Annotated in this window: 18 protein-coding genes; 13 read left to right on the forward strand and 5 right to left on the reverse strand. The window is 51.4% G+C overall.

Annotation, left to right across the window (positions count from 1 at the left end):
- Positions 1-98: 98 nt before the first annotated feature.
- Positions 99-434 carry a YecR family lipoprotein gene (yecR, locus tag ACH1XZ_RS03145; RefSeq protein WP_395594292.1) on the reverse strand — a complete coding sequence of 112 codons (336 nt, stop codon included), beginning with the start codon at positions 432-434 and terminating at the stop codon, positions 99-101.
- Positions 435-519: 85 nt separating this feature from the next.
- Entirely contained in the window at positions 520-2,706 is a 2,187-nt protein-coding gene (locus tag ACH1XZ_RS03150; protein ID WP_395594293.1) for an HD domain-containing phosphohydrolase, read from the reverse strand.
- Between the two features lie 285 nt (positions 2,707-2,991).
- Between ACH1XZ_RS03150 and ACH1XZ_RS03155 the strand changes: the two genes are divergently transcribed.
- Positions 2,992-3,630, forward strand: a complete 639-nt coding sequence (locus ACH1XZ_RS03155) for an RpiB/LacA/LacB family sugar-phosphate isomerase (RefSeq protein WP_035897825.1) — start codon at positions 2,992-2,994, stop codon at positions 3,628-3,630.
- A gap of 169 nt (positions 3,631-3,799) precedes the next feature.
- Here ACH1XZ_RS03155 and ACH1XZ_RS03160 read toward each other — a convergent pair whose 3' ends face one another.
- Positions 3,800-5,224, reverse strand: coding sequence for an MFS transporter (locus tag ACH1XZ_RS03160; RefSeq protein ID WP_395594294.1), 1,425 nt, complete (start codon positions 5,222-5,224; stop codon positions 3,800-3,802).
- A gap of 209 nt (positions 5,225-5,433) precedes the next feature.
- On the opposite strand from ACH1XZ_RS03160, the gene azuC reads away from it, so the two are divergent.
- Both azuC and ACH1XZ_RS03170 read left to right on the forward strand, forming a co-directional pair.
- Positions 5,434-5,523: a stress response protein AzuC gene (gene azuC / locus ACH1XZ_RS03165; RefSeq protein ID WP_015963980.1), complete on the forward strand. Its 90-nt coding sequence runs from the start codon at positions 5,434-5,436 to the stop codon at positions 5,521-5,523.
- Between the two features lie 80 nt (positions 5,524-5,603).
- Positions 5,604-5,855 (forward strand): DUF2766 family protein, encoded by a 252-nt coding sequence (locus tag ACH1XZ_RS03170; protein WP_035897221.1) that lies wholly within the window; start codon positions 5,604-5,606, stop codon positions 5,853-5,855.
- A gap of 77 nt (positions 5,856-5,932) precedes the next feature.
- Here ACH1XZ_RS03170 and ACH1XZ_RS03175 read toward each other — a convergent pair whose 3' ends face one another.
- Positions 5,933-6,436, reverse strand: coding sequence for a non-heme ferritin-like protein (locus tag ACH1XZ_RS03175; protein ID WP_395594295.1), 504 nt, complete (start codon positions 6,434-6,436; stop codon positions 5,933-5,935).
- Positions 6,437-7,064: 628 nt separating this feature from the next.
- Between ACH1XZ_RS03175 and ACH1XZ_RS03180 the strand changes: the two genes are divergently transcribed.
- From ACH1XZ_RS03180 to araH, 4 genes are all read left to right on the forward strand, one after another.
- Complete coding sequence (locus tag ACH1XZ_RS03180; protein ID WP_395594296.1) at positions 7,065-7,622, forward strand: DJ-1/PfpI family protein; 558 nt, start codon at positions 7,065-7,067, stop codon at positions 7,620-7,622.
- 303 nt (positions 7,623-7,925) lie between these two features.
- On the forward strand, positions 7,926-8,906 hold the full coding sequence (locus ACH1XZ_RS03185; RefSeq protein WP_185669426.1) for an arabinose ABC transporter substrate-binding protein: 981 nt from the start codon (positions 7,926-7,928) through the stop codon (positions 8,904-8,906).
- 63 nt (positions 8,907-8,969) lie between these two features.
- Positions 8,970-10,484, forward strand: a complete 1,515-nt coding sequence (gene araG / locus ACH1XZ_RS03190) for an L-arabinose ABC transporter ATP-binding protein AraG (protein WP_395594297.1) — start codon at positions 8,970-8,972, stop codon at positions 10,482-10,484.
- 14 nt (positions 10,485-10,498) lie between these two features.
- A complete protein-coding gene (gene araH / locus ACH1XZ_RS03195; protein ID WP_035897211.1) occupies positions 10,499-11,479 on the forward strand; it encodes an arabinose ABC transporter permease AraH in 981 nt (326 codons plus the stop codon).
- 100 nt (positions 11,480-11,579) lie between these two features.
- Here araH and uspC read toward each other — a convergent pair whose 3' ends face one another.
- Positions 11,580-11,999 (reverse strand): universal stress protein UspC, encoded by a 420-nt coding sequence (gene uspC / locus ACH1XZ_RS03200; RefSeq protein ID WP_395594298.1) that lies wholly within the window; start codon positions 11,997-11,999, stop codon positions 11,580-11,582.
- A 790-nt stretch (positions 12,000-12,789) separates the two neighbouring features.
- Here uspC and flhD point away from each other — a divergent pair.
- The 6 genes from flhD to cheW all read left to right on the forward strand — a co-directional run bounded on the left by flhD (position 12,790) and on the right by cheW (position 18,230).
- Positions 12,790-13,140: a flagellar transcriptional regulator FlhD gene (gene flhD / locus ACH1XZ_RS03205; RefSeq protein ID WP_220439276.1), complete on the forward strand. Its 351-nt coding sequence runs from the start codon at positions 12,790-12,792 to the stop codon at positions 13,138-13,140.
- Positions 13,137-13,721 carry a flagellar transcriptional regulator FlhC gene (flhC, locus tag ACH1XZ_RS03210; RefSeq protein WP_181814576.1) on the forward strand — a complete coding sequence of 195 codons (585 nt, stop codon included), beginning with the start codon at positions 13,137-13,139 and terminating at the stop codon, positions 13,719-13,721. The genes flhD and flhC overlap by 4 nt, the downstream gene beginning before the upstream one ends.
- Before the next feature lie 122 nt (positions 13,722-13,843).
- Complete coding sequence (gene motA, locus ACH1XZ_RS03215) at positions 13,844-14,737, forward strand: flagellar motor stator protein MotA (protein ID WP_185667544.1); 894 nt, start codon at positions 13,844-13,846, stop codon at positions 14,735-14,737.
- Complete coding sequence (gene motB, locus ACH1XZ_RS03220) at positions 14,734-15,660, forward strand: flagellar motor protein MotB (RefSeq protein ID WP_395594299.1); 927 nt, start codon at positions 14,734-14,736, stop codon at positions 15,658-15,660. Before motA ends, motB begins: the two co-directional genes overlap by 4 nt.
- Before the next feature lie 10 nt (positions 15,661-15,670).
- Positions 15,671-17,704 (forward strand): chemotaxis protein CheA, encoded by a 2,034-nt coding sequence (gene cheA, locus ACH1XZ_RS03225; RefSeq protein WP_395594693.1) that lies wholly within the window; start codon positions 15,671-15,673, stop codon positions 17,702-17,704.
- Between the two features lie 22 nt (positions 17,705-17,726).
- Positions 17,727-18,230, forward strand: coding sequence for a chemotaxis protein CheW (gene cheW / locus ACH1XZ_RS03230; protein ID WP_035895231.1), 504 nt, complete (start codon positions 17,727-17,729; stop codon positions 18,228-18,230).
- The last annotated feature ends 539 nt before the right edge of the window (positions 18,231-18,769 follow it).

The following is an 18,769-nucleotide window of genomic DNA, read 5'->3' on the forward strand; positions in this document are numbered from 1 at the left end:
ACATTTATATAATAATGCGAATGGGAATAACACGCATTGGCATAAATATAACGATTAAATTATTGGTAATAATAACGCCGGAATAAACCGGCGTGAAATTAATAATAGGCGGCTGAAGTCGGTACGTTGGCGATGCCACGACACTGGTATTGCAAGGTGACATGCTCGTTCAGGCACAGTGAGCCGCTGGTGGTGGTACAGGTGGTGATGGGCTGGCCGTAGGAGAAGGCGGTGGCGTATCCTATCTGCTGGCAGGCTTTATTGGCTTCAGATTGAGCCAGATAGTTATCGGTTTTTGCATTTTGCAAAATGGCCTGCCCGTAGGTCAGGCGCACGATGCCGCTGTTGGCATCCACTTCGCTTACGCTCGCCGCACGGGGAATGGTACAAGCCGTCAGGGCCAGGAGGGCGGGAATAAGAAGGAGGCTTTTCATTAATTCGCTCTGCGCAATCAGTCGTGACCTCATTGTAGCCATCGTCTCGGCAAGCAATCCTTTGAATAGTCGCTATAACCTGGGGTTAATCCTTCTGTGACTCATAAATTTCCTTAAACTGCAGGTGTAGCGCGCAAAAATGTTTCACCAGCGTCGGGTCAAAGTGCGTTCCGGCGCTGTTAACAATAATTTCATAGGCGCTTTCATGGGAAAAACCTGGCTTATAAAAGCGCTTTTGCCGCAGGGCGTCGTAGACATCGGCCAACGCCAGAATACGCGCCTCCAGCGGGATCTCTTCACCGGCGAGCCCTTCTGGATACCCGGTGCCATCCCATTTCTCATGATGATAGTGAATCAAATTTTCGGCCACTGAACCGAGCACCAGCCCCTGGACAATGCGCCATCCTTTAGTGGCATGTTGTTGAATCTGCTTGAATTCGTCGTCCGTAAGTTTTCCCTTTTTACGCAGGATATGCTCGGGTACGGCAATTTTTCCGATGTCGTGTAGGGAGGCAAACGTCTCAATATCACGGGTTTGCTTCGGCGGCAGCTTGAGCGCGCCGGCAAGCAGGCTGCAGTAGGCGGCCACGCGACGAATATGGCAGCCGGTTTCATCATCGTGAACGTGATTAATCTTCTCCATCGCTTCAACAATGCTGCGGTTAATGGCCCGGTTTTTATTCATATGTCGCCACATCATCAGCATCAGGCTGAGAATAAAGAACAACAGGGCCAGAAGCCCGGCGCTGATAATTTGCAGCGCGTTTTTGCTTAATGACGCGGGCTGCACCACGCTGGCTGGCGGAACCTGTTGATAGCGGTAGCTGGAGATAAGATGTACCTGAGAGAGCAGGGCGTACAGCGGATGGGCAATGTTCACCCAGGTGCCAATCTGGTAGCTGGAGTGGGTCATCCCAGCGACTTTTAACGCGCCGCGGAAAAGATCGCTGCCGCGCAGCGCCTGTTCCAGCGAGCTTAAATCGCCAAGGATGTAGTCGATATGGTTGCTGTCGATGGCATCAAGCAGTTCGTCGATTGAGGGGCGGGCGATAAGCGTGACGTCGGTACCGAAGCGCTGGCGCAAATAGTAGGCGGCAAACGAGCCGCGAATAACGCCGACCCGCTGATGGCGAACCTGCTCTTCGTCGAGAATAAAGGGAGCGCTTGCTTTGTTGTAATAGGCGTTGTACCAGTTGACCAACGGGCCAATTTGCCCCTCCATCTGCGCGCCGTTGCGAACGTCAAAAATATCCGCGAGGCGGATGGGCCAATCTTCATTCTGCATTTTTGCCATATAGTTATCGACGAACTGTACGTCGACATGAATATTCAGCAGCTCGCGAAGATCGTTCACCAGACTGATCGCGCTGCCGTGATAACCCTGACTATCCCGCCAGATAATCGGCGCGAAGTTTTCGTTTTTCGGCAACCACAGGGTGAGTCGGTTTTCGGCCATCCAGGCGCGCTCGTCGGGGGTGATGGTCAAGCGCTGACGGAAATAGGCAATTCGGCTTTGCTCCTCCAGCGCCTGAAGCTTGCCGTTCTGCTGCCATTCGTTAATCAGTTGGTTGATATTGTCACGTAGCGAAATCAGCTCGGGGCTAATGCCGAAAGAGGCGGTGATACGCAGCGAGTCAAACGGTCGGGAAATCGTGAAATAGTACTGAGGCCCGCCAATTTCACGGTTCTCATTGATGTAGAAATCCGCGCCGCCGCTGCGAAGTATCTGCAACGCCTCTTTACTGCTATCGACTTCAATGATCTGTTGGAACGTTAACGCCGGATACGCCTGCTTCACCAGTCCCTGAGTCGGGTCGCTACGCCGGAAAATGACCCGCGTGTTATTGATATCACTAATGGATTTTGCCTGGCGGGTGATACTGGCGGTAACGATGGGATTCTCAAGCAACCGCGACGATAAGATGGTGTTCTTGAGGTGCTCTCGCGTTTGCAGCACGCTGGCGTAGAGCCCAAAGTCATGATGGGTGAAGCGCTGCTCAAAGGTGGTGCCGTCGATGGGGCGCAGCGTAAGGTTGTAACCGTAACGCGCGTTGATGGCGTGCAGCAACTCGGGGTAGAAACCCTGAAATTGGCCGTGATTATCGCGCCAGAACTCAAAACTATCCGCATCGAGGATCCATACGGGGATAGGTGCCGCCGCGCGAATTTTTTGCGGTGGCACGGCATGAGCGCGGGGCGCACAAAATAGCATAAGGGTCAGTAGAACAAGGAGACCCAGCGCGTAGCGAAGTCCTCGGTAGTCCTGTGTCACAAATCAGTTCCTTTGTAGTGACGCTTTCATCCATTGAAACGCTGACAAACAGCAGGGGCTTTCTGCCCACTCACCCAGTCTAGTCGACCATTCACCCGGGTGATAGTAAATAATTAATGGTTTATGTAAGGTTTTATCTACACGGCAAAGGCAAAAATGTGACCCCATCAGTAAAAATTAAAACTACTTTTCATAAAATTTGAAAGTATGTTTGCCTGGTAGTAAGGTGAGGATACTAATCGAACGACTGCGGATAACCCCGCTTAGCTTTCAGGAGAGGAAAGAATGAAAATTGCACTGATGATGGAAAATAGCCAGGCCAGCAAAAACGCGACTATTCATCATGAGTTAAAAGCCGTTGCCGATGAAAAAGGCTTCCCGGTCTATAACGTGGGCATGAGCGATGAGAACGATCATCATCTGACCTACATCCATCTGGGTATCATGGCCAGCATCCTGCTGAACTCCAAAGCGGTCGATTTCGTCGTGACCGGTTGCGGTACCGGTCAGGGCGCGATGATGTCTCTGAACATTCACCCGGGCGTGGTGTGCGGTTACTGCCTGGATCCAGCAGACGCCTTCCTGTTTGCTCAGATCAACAACGGTAACGCACTGTCTCTGGCCTTTGCGAAAGGCTATGGCTGGGGCGCTGAGCTGAACGTTCGCTATATGTTTGAAAAAGCGTTCACCGGTCGTAACGGCGAAGGCTATCCACCAGAGCGTAAAGAGCCACAGGTTCGCAACGCCGGCATTCTGAACCAGGTGAAAGCGGCCGTGGTGAAAGAAAACTATCTGGATACTCTGCGTGCTATCGACCCGGCGCTGGTGAAAACCGCCGTTTCCGGTCAGCGTTTCCAGGAATGTTTCTTCGAAAACTGCCAGAACAAAGAGATCGAAGCCTTTGTTCGTGAGGTCCTGGCGTAAGCCTGACGCTCAACGGATAAATAAAAACCCACGCTCAGGCGTGGGTTTTTTGTTGGTGCGGCCAATGGTTTCACTTTCATCGATACCGCGCCATCCGGCAGAACCCGAGAACATTGCCGGATGGCGGCGTAAACACCTTATCCGGCCTACCGTTCCTTGCGCGGGTGGTTTACTGCTTCACTTTCTTCGACACCGAACTGCCTGCGTCCCTCGTTAAGTGCAGCGTATCAATCATCCCCACCAGACAAATCAGCGCGATAAAGATGAACGCCAGACGGAAGCTGATGCCTGGCACATCGCTGAGGCTCAGTACGGCGCTGACTTTCTCACCCAAACGAATACCGATAGCGCCAAGCGTAATGCCAAGGCCGATAGCCAGCTGGCTGGCGGTGCTGAATAACGTGTTGGCATAACTCATCTGTGTGGACGGTACGTCGGCAAAGGCCAGCGTACTGACCCCGGTGAACTGAATGGAACGGAATACGCCGCCAAGGTAGAGCACCAGCATGATCACCCACACCGGTGTGTGCGGCGTTAAGAAGGCGCAGGCAACCAGCGCTATGACGTTTAACGCGCCATTAATCAACAGCAGGCGGCGGAACCCTAGCTTGCGAATGAGTGGCGTGGTGGCCGGTTTAATCGTCAGGTTACCCACGAATACCGCCAACACCAGCAGGCCGGAATGGAACGGGTCCATCCCGAAGCCCACCTGAAACAGCAGCGGTAGCAGGAACGGCACGGCGCTGATGGAGGCGCGAAATAGCGATCCCCCGTACATGGTGACTTTAAACGTCGGGACCTGTAGGGCGTCCATACGAATCATTGGCCATGGGCTGTTGCGGAAGTGGCGCAGCGCGTAATAGAAGGTGACACCACCAAGTACCAGCAGGCCAACGATTAACCCACCTTGTAATTTTTCAGCCCCCAGCAGTTCCATGGCATAGACCAGGCTCACCATTGAGACCGAGGTTGCCACAAATCCTGGCAGGTCAAAGGGTCTTCGTTCATCGTCACGGATATTGGGGATTATCTTCAACGCCAGAAGAATGGCGATGATGCCAAGTGGGACGTTAATAAAGAAAATCCAGCGCCAGTCGGCAACTTTGGTGATGAATCCGCCGAGCGGTGGCCCAATGATGGGGGCGATTAACGCGGGCCAGGTGAGCGTGGCGATGGCGGTAATCAATAGGTGCTTGGGCGTGGTGCGTAGCACAGCGAGTCGCCCGACCGGCACCATCAGCGCACCGCCGACGCCTTGCAAAATACGCATGGCCACAAAACTGTGCGCGCTGGTGGCCAGGCCACAAAAGACGGAAGAGACGGTGAAGATTGCCAGCGCAAGGCTGAAGATGGTTCTGGCGCCGAAGCGATCCGCAATCCAGCCGCTGGCGGGGATGAGTACGGCGAGGGTGATCAGATAGGCGCTGATGCCGATATTCAGGTCGACGGCTTCAACGCCAAATGTTTTCGCCATATCAGGAAGGGCGGTGGCAATCACCGTACCATCCAGGAACTCCATAAAGAATGCACCGGCCACAAGCAGCGCAGCAGGGGATACCCCGCGACTCGCCTGGGCCTGGAGAGGCTCACTCATGGTTGTTTTACCCTATCAAAATAATTTTTAAAATTTATAGCTTTTGTAGTTTTGGTAAGTGGTCGATTTCTATAACAAATTTTTTATAAATTTAACGCAATCGATAAAAATAATGTGATTTTTGTCGCAAAACGGTTGATTTTTGTGATGGTGGTCATATTATGTGCGTAAAGACAATAACACCTGCATAACAAAACCGGAGCATCAACATGAAACAGCGCATGCGTAAAATCCTCAAAAGCATGTTTGAGAACTACTGCAAAACTTTCAAAGACGTACCGCCAGGCGCTATGTTCTGATAAAAAAACCTGCCACGGCAGGTTTTTTTATCTTCTGCGAAAGTAGGGTACTATTACGCTCCGCAAAATAGGAGCAAAAAATGTCTCAGAACCTGACCCCGAACGATGAACTGGTTTCCGATGTGGTAGCCTGCCAGCTCGTTATCAAACAGATCCTCGACGTTATCGACGTTATCGCCCCGGTTGAAGTCCGTGAAAAAATGGCGAGCCAACTGAAATCCATCGATTTTACCACCCACCCAGCAGGGGCTGACCCGGTGACGCTGCGCGCGATTCAGAAAGCGATTGCACTGATTGAGCTGAAGTTTGCGCCACAGGATGCAACGCACTAATACGCGGTGAGGTTTCAGGGCAAGCGGCCCAGAATACCCATAAAAGAAGGGCGGAGATGCCGCCCTTCTGAAATCAATTAATGATGCTGTTGAGTCACGATATTCAGCAGATGCTGGTCGGTTTGTTGAATGCAAAGACCCGCTTTTCGTGCGCTGCGAACTTCATCCAGAATTGTCTTCAGCAAGATACCATCCTGTTCCTGCTCTTCTTCCAGGGCGCTCAGGAACGTCAGGGTGCTATCGTCATGAAGCACTTTGGCTTGTTCAGTTAATTCTGACAGTGTAGAAGCTCGTTGGTCGTGGTCTTCAAGGGTTTTCAGGAAAAGATCTTCAAGGGTTGCGCATTTATCTTCGTTAGTTTCAAAAGCTTTAACCACCGGATAAGCGCCAGATTTCTTCATATAGTCGAACACGCGCATCATCTGCGTGACGCTGGACTGAGCTCGTGAACGTAGAAACGTCGCGGTCCCATTCAGCCGATGTTCTGAGCACCACTCGCTCAAACGCAAATAATGATTAGATGCAGAAAACTCAAGATTCATCTGTGCATTAAGCTTTTGAACCATTCCTGGAACTGCCATACAAATATCCTTATTACTGGTAGGAACGATACGCGTTAAATCGCATAGTTCGTAATAGCCGCTAACCATGCGCTATTTCCGCGTTAGAGTGTGACTACATATTACCTGTAGTCCTTGCGTCTGACTTTGGGATATTAATTCCCCTCGTCAGATAAAAGAATACTCTTAGTATGGATATAAGAAAAGTCTCACGGGTTCCTTTTTACGTTTCGTTACAACCTATATTAGAATTAACGCTTTAGGCAGAGATATATGTTCTTAACGCGATGATTAGTAGTGAATATAACGAGTTTGTATAGTCTCCGTAAGGCTTTGTTAACATGGGCTTTGCTAGAGTGTCGTTTGCATTTAAAAATGTGATCGCGATCTTGTTTTCCAAGGAATAGTAAAGTTATCGCGAAATTAATACGTATTATTTACGATGAATGGCATTTTACGAATAATGTCTGCCAGACAAAGTATGTATTTTTAAGTGGCTGTCTTGAATATTAAAACAAGGTTGAGTTTGTTTTAGAACATTTTTTCTATTAGACAGTCTGTAGATGCTTTTCGCCGTAATTAAGGGTACGCAAGTTCTTCCCGTTTGCGCCTCAGGGAAGTTGCGTTGATTAAAATGACAGGAGTTAAAATGAAACAGGTTGCTGTACTGCTGGCCCCAGGCTTTGAAGAAGGGGAAGCGATTGTCACGATTGATATCCTACGTCGTCTGCACATTGGCGTTGAACTGGTGTCCTGCGCTGAGTCCCGTGCGGTTGTCAGCTACCACGATATTCCGATGGTTGCAGACGCGACGCTGGCAGAACGCCTTGATACGCTGTACGACGCAGTTGTCCTACCAGGCGGCCCTCAGGGAAGCGTGAATCTAGCGGCGAATGCCGATGTCATTAAGTTCGTTGAAGCCCACGATGCAGCGGGTAAGTTTATCTGCCCAATCTGCTCTGCGGCGGCACGCGTATTAGCAGGTAATGACTTGCTGAAAGGACGCCGTTACGTTTGCTCTGGGGATTTATGGCAGGATGTAAAAAATGGCGAATATGTTGATGCGCCGGTTGTCGAAGATGGCAATCTGATTAGCGGCAAAGGCTTTGGTCATGTCTTTGATTTCGCCTTCACCGTTGCCGCTCGCCTGTTGGGTGATGAAGCACCGGTACGCGACCATGCCGATCACATCTATTACCGCTGGTAATTGTTAACAAATTCCGGCTAAAGGGATTTTCCCACTCGTTATATAGATAAATCTGCTACCCCCTGGCGTGAATTGTCAGACAATTCACGCTTTCTATATGTACTTATTTGCTGAATATATGCATCACCCTACTGTAATTCAGCGGTGTGATGCCGCTCTCTTCTGGAAAACGCATTCCGGGCTATTAATGTTTCAACAACGTTAACGCTGTTAATAATACGGCTAATACTTTGTTTTATGTCTAATTTAAATCACCTATTTGATTTTTCCCTACATAAAAGAACATTAAGGCTGGAGTTAACCATGCACAAATTTACCAAAGCGCTGGCGGCCATTGGTCTGGCAGCGGTTATGTCACAATCAGCTATGGCTGAAAACCTCAAGCTCGGTTTTTTAGTTAAACAACCCGAGGAACCCTGGTTCCAGACGGAATGGAAATTTGCCGATAAAGCCGGTAAAGACCTCGGCTTTGACGTAATTAAAATTGCCGTGCCCGACGGAGAGAAAACGCTGAATGCGATCGATAGCCTGGCGGCTAGCGGCGCGAAAGGGTTTGTTATCTGTACCCCCGACCCAAAACTGGGGCCAGCCATTGTGGCGAAAGCGCGCGGCTATGACATGAAAGTGATAACCGTCGACGATCAGTTCGTGAACGCCAAAGGTAAACCGATGGAAGATGTGCCGCTGGTGATGATGGCGGCGAGCGAAATTGGCGCGCGTCAGGGCCAGGAGCTCTACAAAGAGATGCAAAAGCGCGGTTGGGATGTGAAAACCACTGGCGTGATGGCCATTACCGCGAACGAACTGGATACGGCGCGTCGTCGTACTACCGGTTCAATGGACGCATTGAAAGCGGCGGGCTTCCCGGAAAAACAGATCTATCAGGTTCCGACCAAATCTAACGATATCCCCGGTGCATTCGATGCCGGTAACTCCCTGCTGGTACAGCATCCGGAAGTGAAGCAATGGCTGATTATCGGCATGAACGACAACACCGTGCTGGGTGGCGTGCGTGCGACGGAAGGCCAGGGCTTTAAAGCGGCCAACGTCATCGGTATCGGCATTAACGGCGTTGATGCGGTCAACGAGCTTTCTAAAGCACAGGCCACCGGCTTCTTCGGCTCTTTACTGCCAAGCCCGGATATTCACGGCTATAAAACCAGCGAACTGCTCTACAACTGGGTACAGAAAGGCGCTGAGCCACCGAAATTTACTGCGGTGACTGACGTAGTGCTGATTACCCGCGATAACTTCAAAGAAGAACTGGCGAAAAAAGGCCTCTGAGTCCTGATAATTCTCCCTTCGCGACAGCGGAGGGAGACGGGTCGTGTCATTGTGGAGGTTGTGATGCAACAGTCTACCCCTTATCTCTCTTTCCGCGGTATTAGCAAAACCTTCCCCGGCGTAAAAGCGCTGTCCGATATTAGCTTTGATTGCTATAGCGGACAGGTGCATGCGCTGATGGGGGAGAACGGCGCGGGCAAATCCACGCTGCTGAAAATTCTCAGCGGCAACTATGCGCCAACCTCCGGGTCATTGGTGCTGCGGGGAGAAGAGATTTCTTTTGCCGATACCACGGCGGCGCTGAACGCCGGTATCGCGATTATTTACCAGGAACTGCATCTCGTCCCGGAAATGACCGTGGCGGAAAATATCTATCTTGGGCAATTACCGAGCCGCGGCGGCTTCGTAAACCGTTCGCTGCTGAACTATGAAGCCCGGCTGCAGCTGGAGCATCTGGGTCTGGATATCGACCCCGACACGCCGCTGAAGTATCTCTCCATCGGCCAGTGGCAGATGGTGGAAATTGCTAAGGCTCTGGCGCGCAACGCCAAGGTCATCGCCTTTGACGAACCGACCAGCTCGCTCTCCGCCCGCGAAATCGACAATCTGTTCAGGGTCATCCGTGAACTGCGTAAAGAAGGCCGGGTGATCATCTATGTTTCACACCGCATGGAGGAGATCTTTGCCCTCAGCGATGCCATTACCGTGTTCAAAGATGGTCGCTATGTTTGCACGTTTGACGACATCAAAGCGGTCAGCCATGACCGTCTGGTGCAGGCCATGGTCGGGCGTGAAATCGGTGATATCTATGGCTGGAAGTCACGTGAGTATGGCGATGAGCGTTTACGCCTGGAGAACGTGAAGGCACCAGGCGTACGCACGCCGATATCGCTTGCGGTGCGCAGCGGCGAAATCGTCGGGCTGTTTGGTTTAGTTGGGGCCGGGCGAAGTGAATTGATGAAGGGGATCTTCGGCGGCACGAAGCTCAGCGGCGGGCAGATATTTATCGACGGCCAGCCGGTGACTATCGATAAACCCGCTCAGGCCATTCGCGCCGGGATGATGCTGTGCCCGGAAGACCGTAAAGCCGAGGGGATTATTCCGGTCCATTCGGTACGCGACAATATCAATATTAGCGCCCGGCGTAAGCATATCCACGCCGGCTGTCTTATCAATAATGCGTGGGAGTCCACCAACGCCGAACATCATATTAAATCTCTGAATATCAAAACGCCGGGGGCGCAGCAGCTGATTATGAACCTCTCCGGGGGAAATCAGCAGAAAGCGATTCTTGGGCGTTGGCTCTCTGAGGACATGAAAGTCATCCTGCTGGATGAACCCACGCGCGGGATTGACGTTGGGGCCAAACATGAAATCTACAACGTGATATACGCGCTCGCGGCCTCGGGCGTAGCAGTGCTTTTTGCCTCCAGCGACCTGCCGGAAGTATTAGGCGTTGCTGACCGCATCCTGGTGATGCGGGAAGGGGAGATTTCCGGGGAGCTGCTGCACGACAGCGCCAATGAACAACAGGCGTTAAGCCTGGCTATGCCTAAAGTTAGTCAGGCTGTGGCCTGAGGAAGGAGGTTACGATGTCATCTGTTACTACACCAGGCGCACGCCGCACGTCGCTGAGTTTTGGCCGTATCTGGGATCAGTACGGCATGCTGGTGGTCTTTGCCGTGCTGTTTATCTGCTGCGCCATTTTTGTGCCAAATTTTGCCTCATTCATCAATATGAAAGGGCTGGGGTTGGCGATTTCTATGTCGGGAATGGTAGCCTGCGGAATGCTCTTCTGCCTGGCTTCCGGCGACTTTGACCTGTCGGTAGCGTCGGTGATTGCCTGCGCGGGGGTCACCACGGCGGTGGTGATTAACCTCACTGAAAGCCTATGGATTGGCGTATTTGCTGGTCTGCTGCTCGGGGCATTAAGCGGGTTGGTCAATGGTTTTGTGATTGCGAAACTGAAAATCAACGCCTTGATTACTACGCTTGCGACGATGCAGATTGTGCGAGGCCTGGCCTACATTATCTCCGACGGAAAGGCGGTGGGGATTGAAGACGAGCGCTTCTTTACCCTTGGCTATGCCAACTGGTTAGGGCTGCCGGCGCCAATCTGGCTGACCGTTGGCTGCCTGATTATTTTCGGTTTACTGCTGAACAAAACCACCTTTGGGCGCAATACCCTGGCGATTGGTGGTAACGAAGAAGCGGCGCGCCTGGCGGGGGTTCCCGTGGTGCGTACCAAGATAATCATTTTTGTCCTTTCCGGGCTGGTGTCCGCGGCGGCGGGCATTATTCTGGCCTCGCGTATGACCAGCGGCCAGCCGATGACGTCTATTGGCTATGAGCTAATCGTTATCTCGGCGTGCGTGCTGGGCGGGGTGTCGCTGAAAGGTGGGATCGGTAAGATCTCTTATGTGGTGGCCGGGATCCTGATTCTGGGAACGGTAGAAAACGCCATGAACCTGCTGAACATCTCTCCGTTCTCTCAGTATGTGGTGCGCGGGTTGATTCTGCTGGCAGCAGTAATTTTCGACCGCTACAAACAGAAGGCGAAGCGTACCGTTTGATGGGGTGATGTTTGTCCCGGCGTCGCTGCGCTCGGCCGGGCTACAAAAAATAGCTATCTGTAGCCCGGCCGAGCGCAGCGACGCCGGGTTTCACCATTTGTTACAGTGTCACTAATAGCACGTCTACGCCACAGCTCCCGGCAATTGCCTTGGCCGAACAGGTGGCACGTGAGAAGAAGCTTTGGTTATGGTTACCACAGATAACCAGGTCAACCTGGTGATTCCGGCAGAAGGCTTTGACGTGGTCACACAGTTCACCCGAGGCAATTTGGCTTTTCCAGATAGGGTAATGGGTGGAGTCAGCGAGGTTTTGCAGAAATTGATGCGTTTCTTCCTGCATCAGTTCACGCAGATTTTCCAGCATCGGTGCCGCCAATTGGTTGTACATCTCCGGGTCAGTTGACAGCGTTATCAAACTAATACGCGCACCCGCGGGCTCGGCGATTTCCACGGCTTTCCTTAGCAGCTCATGACTCTCTGGGGTAGGCGCGACGGCCACCAAAAGATGTGAGTAAGACATCAGACCTCCTTGCTTGAATTACACGCACTCAATCTTTCATCTCTTACTCTTTTTACCGCATCGCTGCAAGCGTTGGGGGGAGTATCGCTGCCTATAACTTAACCTAATACATTAGCAAGGTTTATGCGAATTACGGTATGAAAGGTGCGCAAATTGCATAAGCCCCACTGAATATATGATGTAATCAGTACGGCAGATAAACATTTAATTTTTGCTGAAATATTGTTAATAAAAAGTAAATAACATGCAAATTAATTAGTGGTAAATGATTAGATGTTTCAATTTGTTGAATTTAAAATGAATTTTATTTATTAGATGAAAGCATGATCTGTGATAATTTTTTCGCATCTGGCTCGCGTAAAGTCCCTCGTCCTGAATCTTTGTTAAATACTTTCGGTGAATGAATATCCGTTAGGCTGGAATAAAATAGCGATTTTTTTGCTTAAATAATACCCAAAGTACAATTGAGACTGATGGATAGAGGGGCTAAATTTGATTTGATTTTGTGACGGCGATCACATAAATTTCAAATTAACAGCGAGGTAACATTGTATGTGTCACATCTGGCGAGTAAAGTTGCGTCGAATTAGGAAAAATCTTAGTAAATTGTAAGAAATGTTTAGGTTAGTCGGGCGAGAGGTTAACGCGCCGACCGACAACCCTGCAGAAAGATTCACCTAATCGGCTATGCATTTCGACCGATTTTTTTTATCGGGCCTTGCCCGACGACATCACGGGGTATGCGGTTTGACCGCATAAAAGTACTAATTGGTTATTCGGGATGGGGAAAATGCATACATCCGAGTTGCTAAAGCACATTTATGACATCAATTTGTCTTACTTGCTTCTTGCACAGCGTTTGATTGGTCAGGATAAGGCTTCTGCTATGTTCCGTCTCGGCATCAACGAGGCCATGGCGAAAGTTCTGGGTGAACTGACTCTTCCGCAGATGGTGAAAATTGCGGAGACCAACCAGTTAGTTTGTCAGTTCCGTTTTGATGATGCTCAAACCATCACCCGTCTTACGCAAGAGTCACGAGTTGACGACTTACAGCAGATTCATACCGGTATTCTGCTTTCCACCAGACTGCTGAATGAAGCCAGCCAATCAGGCGAACCTGCACGTAAGAAAAGGGCCTGAAAATGAGCGAAAAAAGCATTGTTCAGGAAGCCCGCGATATTCAGCTTGCTATGGAGCTGATAACGCTAGGCGCGCGTTTGCAGATGCTGGAAAGTGAAACCCAGCTTAGCCGTGGTCGTCTGATTAAACTGTACAAAGAACTGCGTGGCAGCCCGCCTCCGAAAGGAATGCTGCCGTTTTCCACGGACTGGTTTATGACATGGGAACAGAATATTCACTCTTCCATGTTCTGTAATGCCTGGCAGTTTTTACTCAAAAGCGGACAGTGCTCTGGCGTGGACGCCGTGATTAAAGCCTACCGTTTGTACCTCGAACAATGTCCACAGCAGGATAACGGGCCGCTTCTGGCGCTGACTCGCGCATGGACGTTAGTCCGCTTTGTGGAAAGCGGAATGCTCGAACTCTCCAGCTGCCATTCCTGCGGCGGCAATTTCATTACTCATGCGCACCAGCCAGCGGGCAGCTTTGTTTGCAGCCTTTGCCAGCCTCCATCTCGCGCAGTAAAAAGACGTAAACTTTCCGACAATCTTGCCGATAGTAATCCACAACTGCTGGATGAACAGATAGAGCAAGCTGTTTAACCCACACGGTGTGGATAAAACACTCCAGCAGCGGTCTTGATGACCGCTGCTTTTTTTTACCCGTCGGTTAGCGATATTGCTCATCTGTCTCCACTCATGGTCAACGGTGGAAGGATGATAACGTGCTTATCTTAATAGGTTACCTGGTTGTTTTGGGGACAGTTTTCGGCGGCTACATGATGACCGGCGGACACCTTGGGGCACTGTATCAACCCGCTGAACTGATTATCATCGGTGGGGCGGGTGTCGGGGCATTTATCGTCGGGAACAACGGCAAGGCAATCAAGGGCACGCTTAAGGCGCTGCCGCTGTTGTTTCGTCGCTCGAAATACACCAAAACGATGTACATGGACCTGCTGGCCCTGCTTTATCGCTTGATGGCGAAGTCGCGTCAACAGGGGATGTTCTCGCTCGAACGCGATATTGAAAACCCAAAAGAGAGCGAAATTTTTGCCAGCTATCCGCGCATTCTTGCCGATAAAGTGATGCTGGAATTTATCGTCGACTATCTGCGTCTGATTATCAGCGGCAACATGAATACCTTCGAAATTGAAGCGCTGATGGACGAAGAAATTGAAACCCATGAAAGCGAATGTGAAGTGCCGGCGAACAGCCTGGCGCTGGTCGGCGACTCGCTGCCGGCCTTCGGTATCGTCGCGGCGGTAATGGGGGTGGTTCACGCGCTGGGTTCTGCCGACAGACCTGCGGCAGAGCTAGGGGCGTTGATTGCCCACGCGATGGTAGGCACATTCCTTGGCATCTTACTGGCCTACGGCTTTGTTTCGCCTTTAGCCAGCGTGCTGCGCCAGAAAAGCGCAGAAACGACTAAAATGATGCAGTGCGTCAAAATTACGCTGCTGTCGAATCTCAATGGCTATGCGCCGCCAATTGCCGTCGAGTTTGGCCGTAAAACCCTTTACACCAGCGAACGTCCTTCGTTTATCGAGCTGGAAGAACATGTGCGCGCGGTGCGCAACCCGGCTGGCCAGCAGCAGACCACGACCGAGGACGCATGAAAAACCAATCGCATCCTATTGTCGTCGTAAAGCGGCGCAAACATAAATCACACGGTAGCGCCCACGGGTCGTGGAAAATTGCCTATGCGGATTTCATGACCGCCATGATGGCCTTCTTTCTGGTGATGTGGCTTATCTCCATCTCCAGCCCGAAAGAGCTTATCCAGATTGCGGAGTATTTCCGTACCCCGTTGGCGACGGCTATCAGCGGTGGGCCCCGGATGGCGAACAGCGATAGCCCGATCCCCGGCGGCGGTGATGACGTTACCCAGCAGCAGGGGGAAGTGCAGAAACAGCCGAATATTGACGATCTGAAAAAACGGATGGAGACCAACCGTCTCAAACGAATTCGCGGTGAACTGGATCAGCTGATTGAAGCCGATCCGAAACTGCGCGCGCTGCGCCCGCATCTGAAGATTGACCTGGTTCAGGAGGGGCTGCGCATTCAGATTATCGACAGCCAGAACCGCCCGATGTTTAAAACCGGCAGTGCCGAAGTGGAACCTTATATGCGCGATATTTTGCGCGCGATCGCCCCGGTACTGAATGAAATACCGAACAAAGTCAGCCTGTCAGGGCACACGGATGATTACCCATACGCCACTGGCGAACGGGGCTACAGCAACTGGGAGCTGTCGGCCGATCGCGCCAACGCCTCGCGCCGTGAGCTGGTCGCCGGTGGGCTGGATGATGGCAAAGTATTGCGCGTAATCGGGATGTCTAACTCGATGCGTTTATCAGAGCACGGTGGGAACGATGCGATTAACCGTCGTATCAGCCTGCTGGTGCTGAATAACCAGGCTGAGCAGGCCATTCTCCATGAGAATGCCGAGAGCCAGAATGAACCTTTAAGCGTAATCCAGTCGCCGAATACCTCTTCAGCAGCGGCAGGGACTACGCCGCCACAACCCGACTCGAGGTGATAGCGTGAGCATGGATATCAGCGATTTTTATCAGACATTTTTTGATGAGGCCGATGAACTACTGGCCGATATGGAACAGCATCTGCTGAACCTGGTGGTGGACGACCCTGATGCTGAACAGCTGAATGCTATTTTCCGCGCTGCGCACTCGATTAAAGGCGGCGCGGGAACCTTCGGCTTTACCGTGTTGCAGGAAACCACGCACCTGATGGAAAACCTGCTGGACGAGGCTCGTCGCGGGGAAATGCAGCTCAGCACCGATATTATCAACCTGTTTTTGGAAACCAAAGATATTATGCAGGAACAGCTCGACGCCTATAAAAGCTCCACCGAACCGGACGCTGCCAGCTTCGAATATATCTGCAATGCACTGCGCCAATTGGCGCTGGAAGCGAAAGGTGAAAGTGTCCCTCCCGTGGCGGGTGGTGCGCGCTTAAGCGTGGTAGACAACGCAACGCAGCTGACTGAAGCATCGGCTAACGCTGATGCGTCGGCAGCCGCCGGGAAAAAGCAGATTACGCTCTCGCGCCTGAAGGCAGGCGAGCCGGATATGCTGGAAGAAGAGCTGAACAACCTGGCGACCTTAAGCCAGGTCAGCAAAACGGCCGATAGCTTAACCGCTGTGATCGAAGGTGGCGTGGACGAAGATGATATCGTCGCCGTGCTGTGCTTTGTCATTGAAGCCGATCAGATTGAATTCACGACCGCGCCTGCCGCCGAGGTAAAAGCGCAAGCCGAGCCTGAGGTGGTGGAAGAGGTGGTCGCTGAACCGGCTGCGGTCGCCGTCGCGGCGGCTGCCACACCAGCTCCGGCCGCACCGCGCGCAGAGCGCGAAAAACCGGCCGCCCGTAGCAGCGAATCAACCAGCATTCGCGTCGCGGTAGAGAAAGTTGACCAGTTGATTAACCTGGTTGGCGAACTGGTTATCACCCAATCCATGCTGGCGCAGCGCTCAAACGCGCTGGATCCGGTATCGCACGGCGACCTGATTACCAGCATGGGGCAGTTGCAGCGTAACGCGCGCGACCTCCAGGAATCGGTGATGTCGATTCGTATGATGCCGATGGAGTATGTCTTTAGCCGCTTCCCGCGCCTGGTTCGCGATCTCGCGGGCAAGCTTGGCAAACAGGTTGAACTGACGCTGATGGGCAGCTCAACCGAACTCGATAAAAGCCTGATTGAACGCATTATCGACCCGTTAACGCACCTGGTGCGTAACAGTCTCGACCACGGTATTGAACTGCCGGAAACGCGCCTGGCCGCCGGGAAATCGGCCGTCGGCAACCTGATTTTGTCCGCGGAACATCAGGGCGGCAATATCTGTATCGAAGTCACCGACGACGGCGCCGGGCTGAACCGCGAGCGTATTCTGGCGAAGGCGATGTCGCAGGGGATGGCGGTCAATGAAAGCATGACCGATGAAGAAGTCGGGATGCTGATTTTTGCGCCGGGCTTCTCAACGGCAGAGCAGGTGACTGACGTCTCCGGGCGCGGCGTGGGTATGGACGTGGTGAAACGTAACATCCAGGAGATGGGCGGCCATGTTGAGATCCAGTCGAAGCAAGGGTCTGGTACCACCATCCGCATCTTGCTGCCGCTGACGCTGGCGATACTTGATGGTATGTCGGTCAAAGTCAGCGAAGAGGTCTTTATCCTGCCGCTTAACGCGGTCATGGAGTCGCTGCAACCGCGCGAAGAAGATCTGCATCCGCTGGCGGGCGGCGAGCGCGTGCTGGAAGTCCGCGGTGAATATCTGCCGCTGGTAGAACTGTGGAAAGCGTTTGAGGTTCAAGGGGCGAAAACCGAAGCGACGCAGGGCATTGTGGTTATCCTGCAAAGCGCCGGGCGTCGCTATGCGCTGCTGGTGGATCAGCTGATTGGTCAGCATCAGGTGGTGGTGAAAAATCTCGAAAGCAACTATCGCAAAGTGCCGGGTATCTCCGCAGCCACCATTCTTGGCGACGGCAGCGTCGCGCTGATTGTCGATGTCTCTGCCTTGCAGGGGCTCAACCGTGAAAAACGTCTGGCGAGCACCGCCGCCTGATACGCAGAAATAAGGGAACAACATGACCGGTATGACGAATGTAACAAAGCTGGCGGGTGAACCGACTGGGCAAGAATTCCTGGTATTTACGCTGGGCAATGAAGAGTACGGCATCGATATTCTGAAGGTGCAGGAGATCCGTGGCTACGATCAGGTGACGCGCATTGCGAACACCCCGGCCTTTATTAAAGGTGTGACCAATCTTCGCGGCGTGATTGTGCCGATTGTCGACCTGCGCGTGAAGTTCAGCCAGGAAGACGTCGAGTACAACGACAATACGGTGGTTATCGTGCTGAATCTTGGCCAACGTGTTGTGGGTATCGTCGTAGACGGCGTGTCCGATGTCCTTTCTCTGGCCGCCGAGCAGATTCGCCCGGCGCCGGAGTTTGCCGTAACTCTGTCTACTGAATATCTGACCGGGCTTGGCGCACTGGGCGACCGTATGCTGATTCTGGTGAATATTGAGAAGCTGCTCAATAGCGAAGAGATGGCATTGCTGGATAGCGCGGCAAGCCACGCCGCATAATGGCGACAGGGTTCATCGTCATGAAACGGTGAACCCTATTTTATCGCTGAAGTTTGAATATTTAAATTTTGTGATTTTAATCCCTACCTGGTTCTCAATTCCTGATAACACCCGCTTTATTTTATTTATAATTTATGCATCCCAGTAAAATATAAATATTCTCAGAGTGAATGACGTGATCAAACCAATAAAGTTATTGTATTAATAACGTTAATTATTATCTCCTCGATATATCACGAATTTATTCAGCTTAAATAAAAACAACCTGAATTGACGATAGATTAGCGCGCTATGAAAAAATTATGTTAATGCAATGGTTGGTATTGGTGGCTGATGTTATTTTTTAATGTTTTGTAATTATGAATAAAAGGTTTCTCATTTATAGTTTGCAATATTTATATCGATGTTTGAATTATTTTATTAATAAATTGAATTTTAAATTCACCAAAGTGTAAAAATATAATCATTGTGTGATTACAGGAAAGAAAATAATTCTTAGTGATCGCCATCTTATTTTTTATTGTTTCGCGTAGAAAATA

The sequence above is a fragment of the Kluyvera chengduensis genome, from assembly GCF_044197065.1.
GTDB classification, from domain to species: Bacteria; Pseudomonadota; Gammaproteobacteria; order Enterobacterales; family Enterobacteriaceae; genus Kluyvera; species Kluyvera ascorbata_C.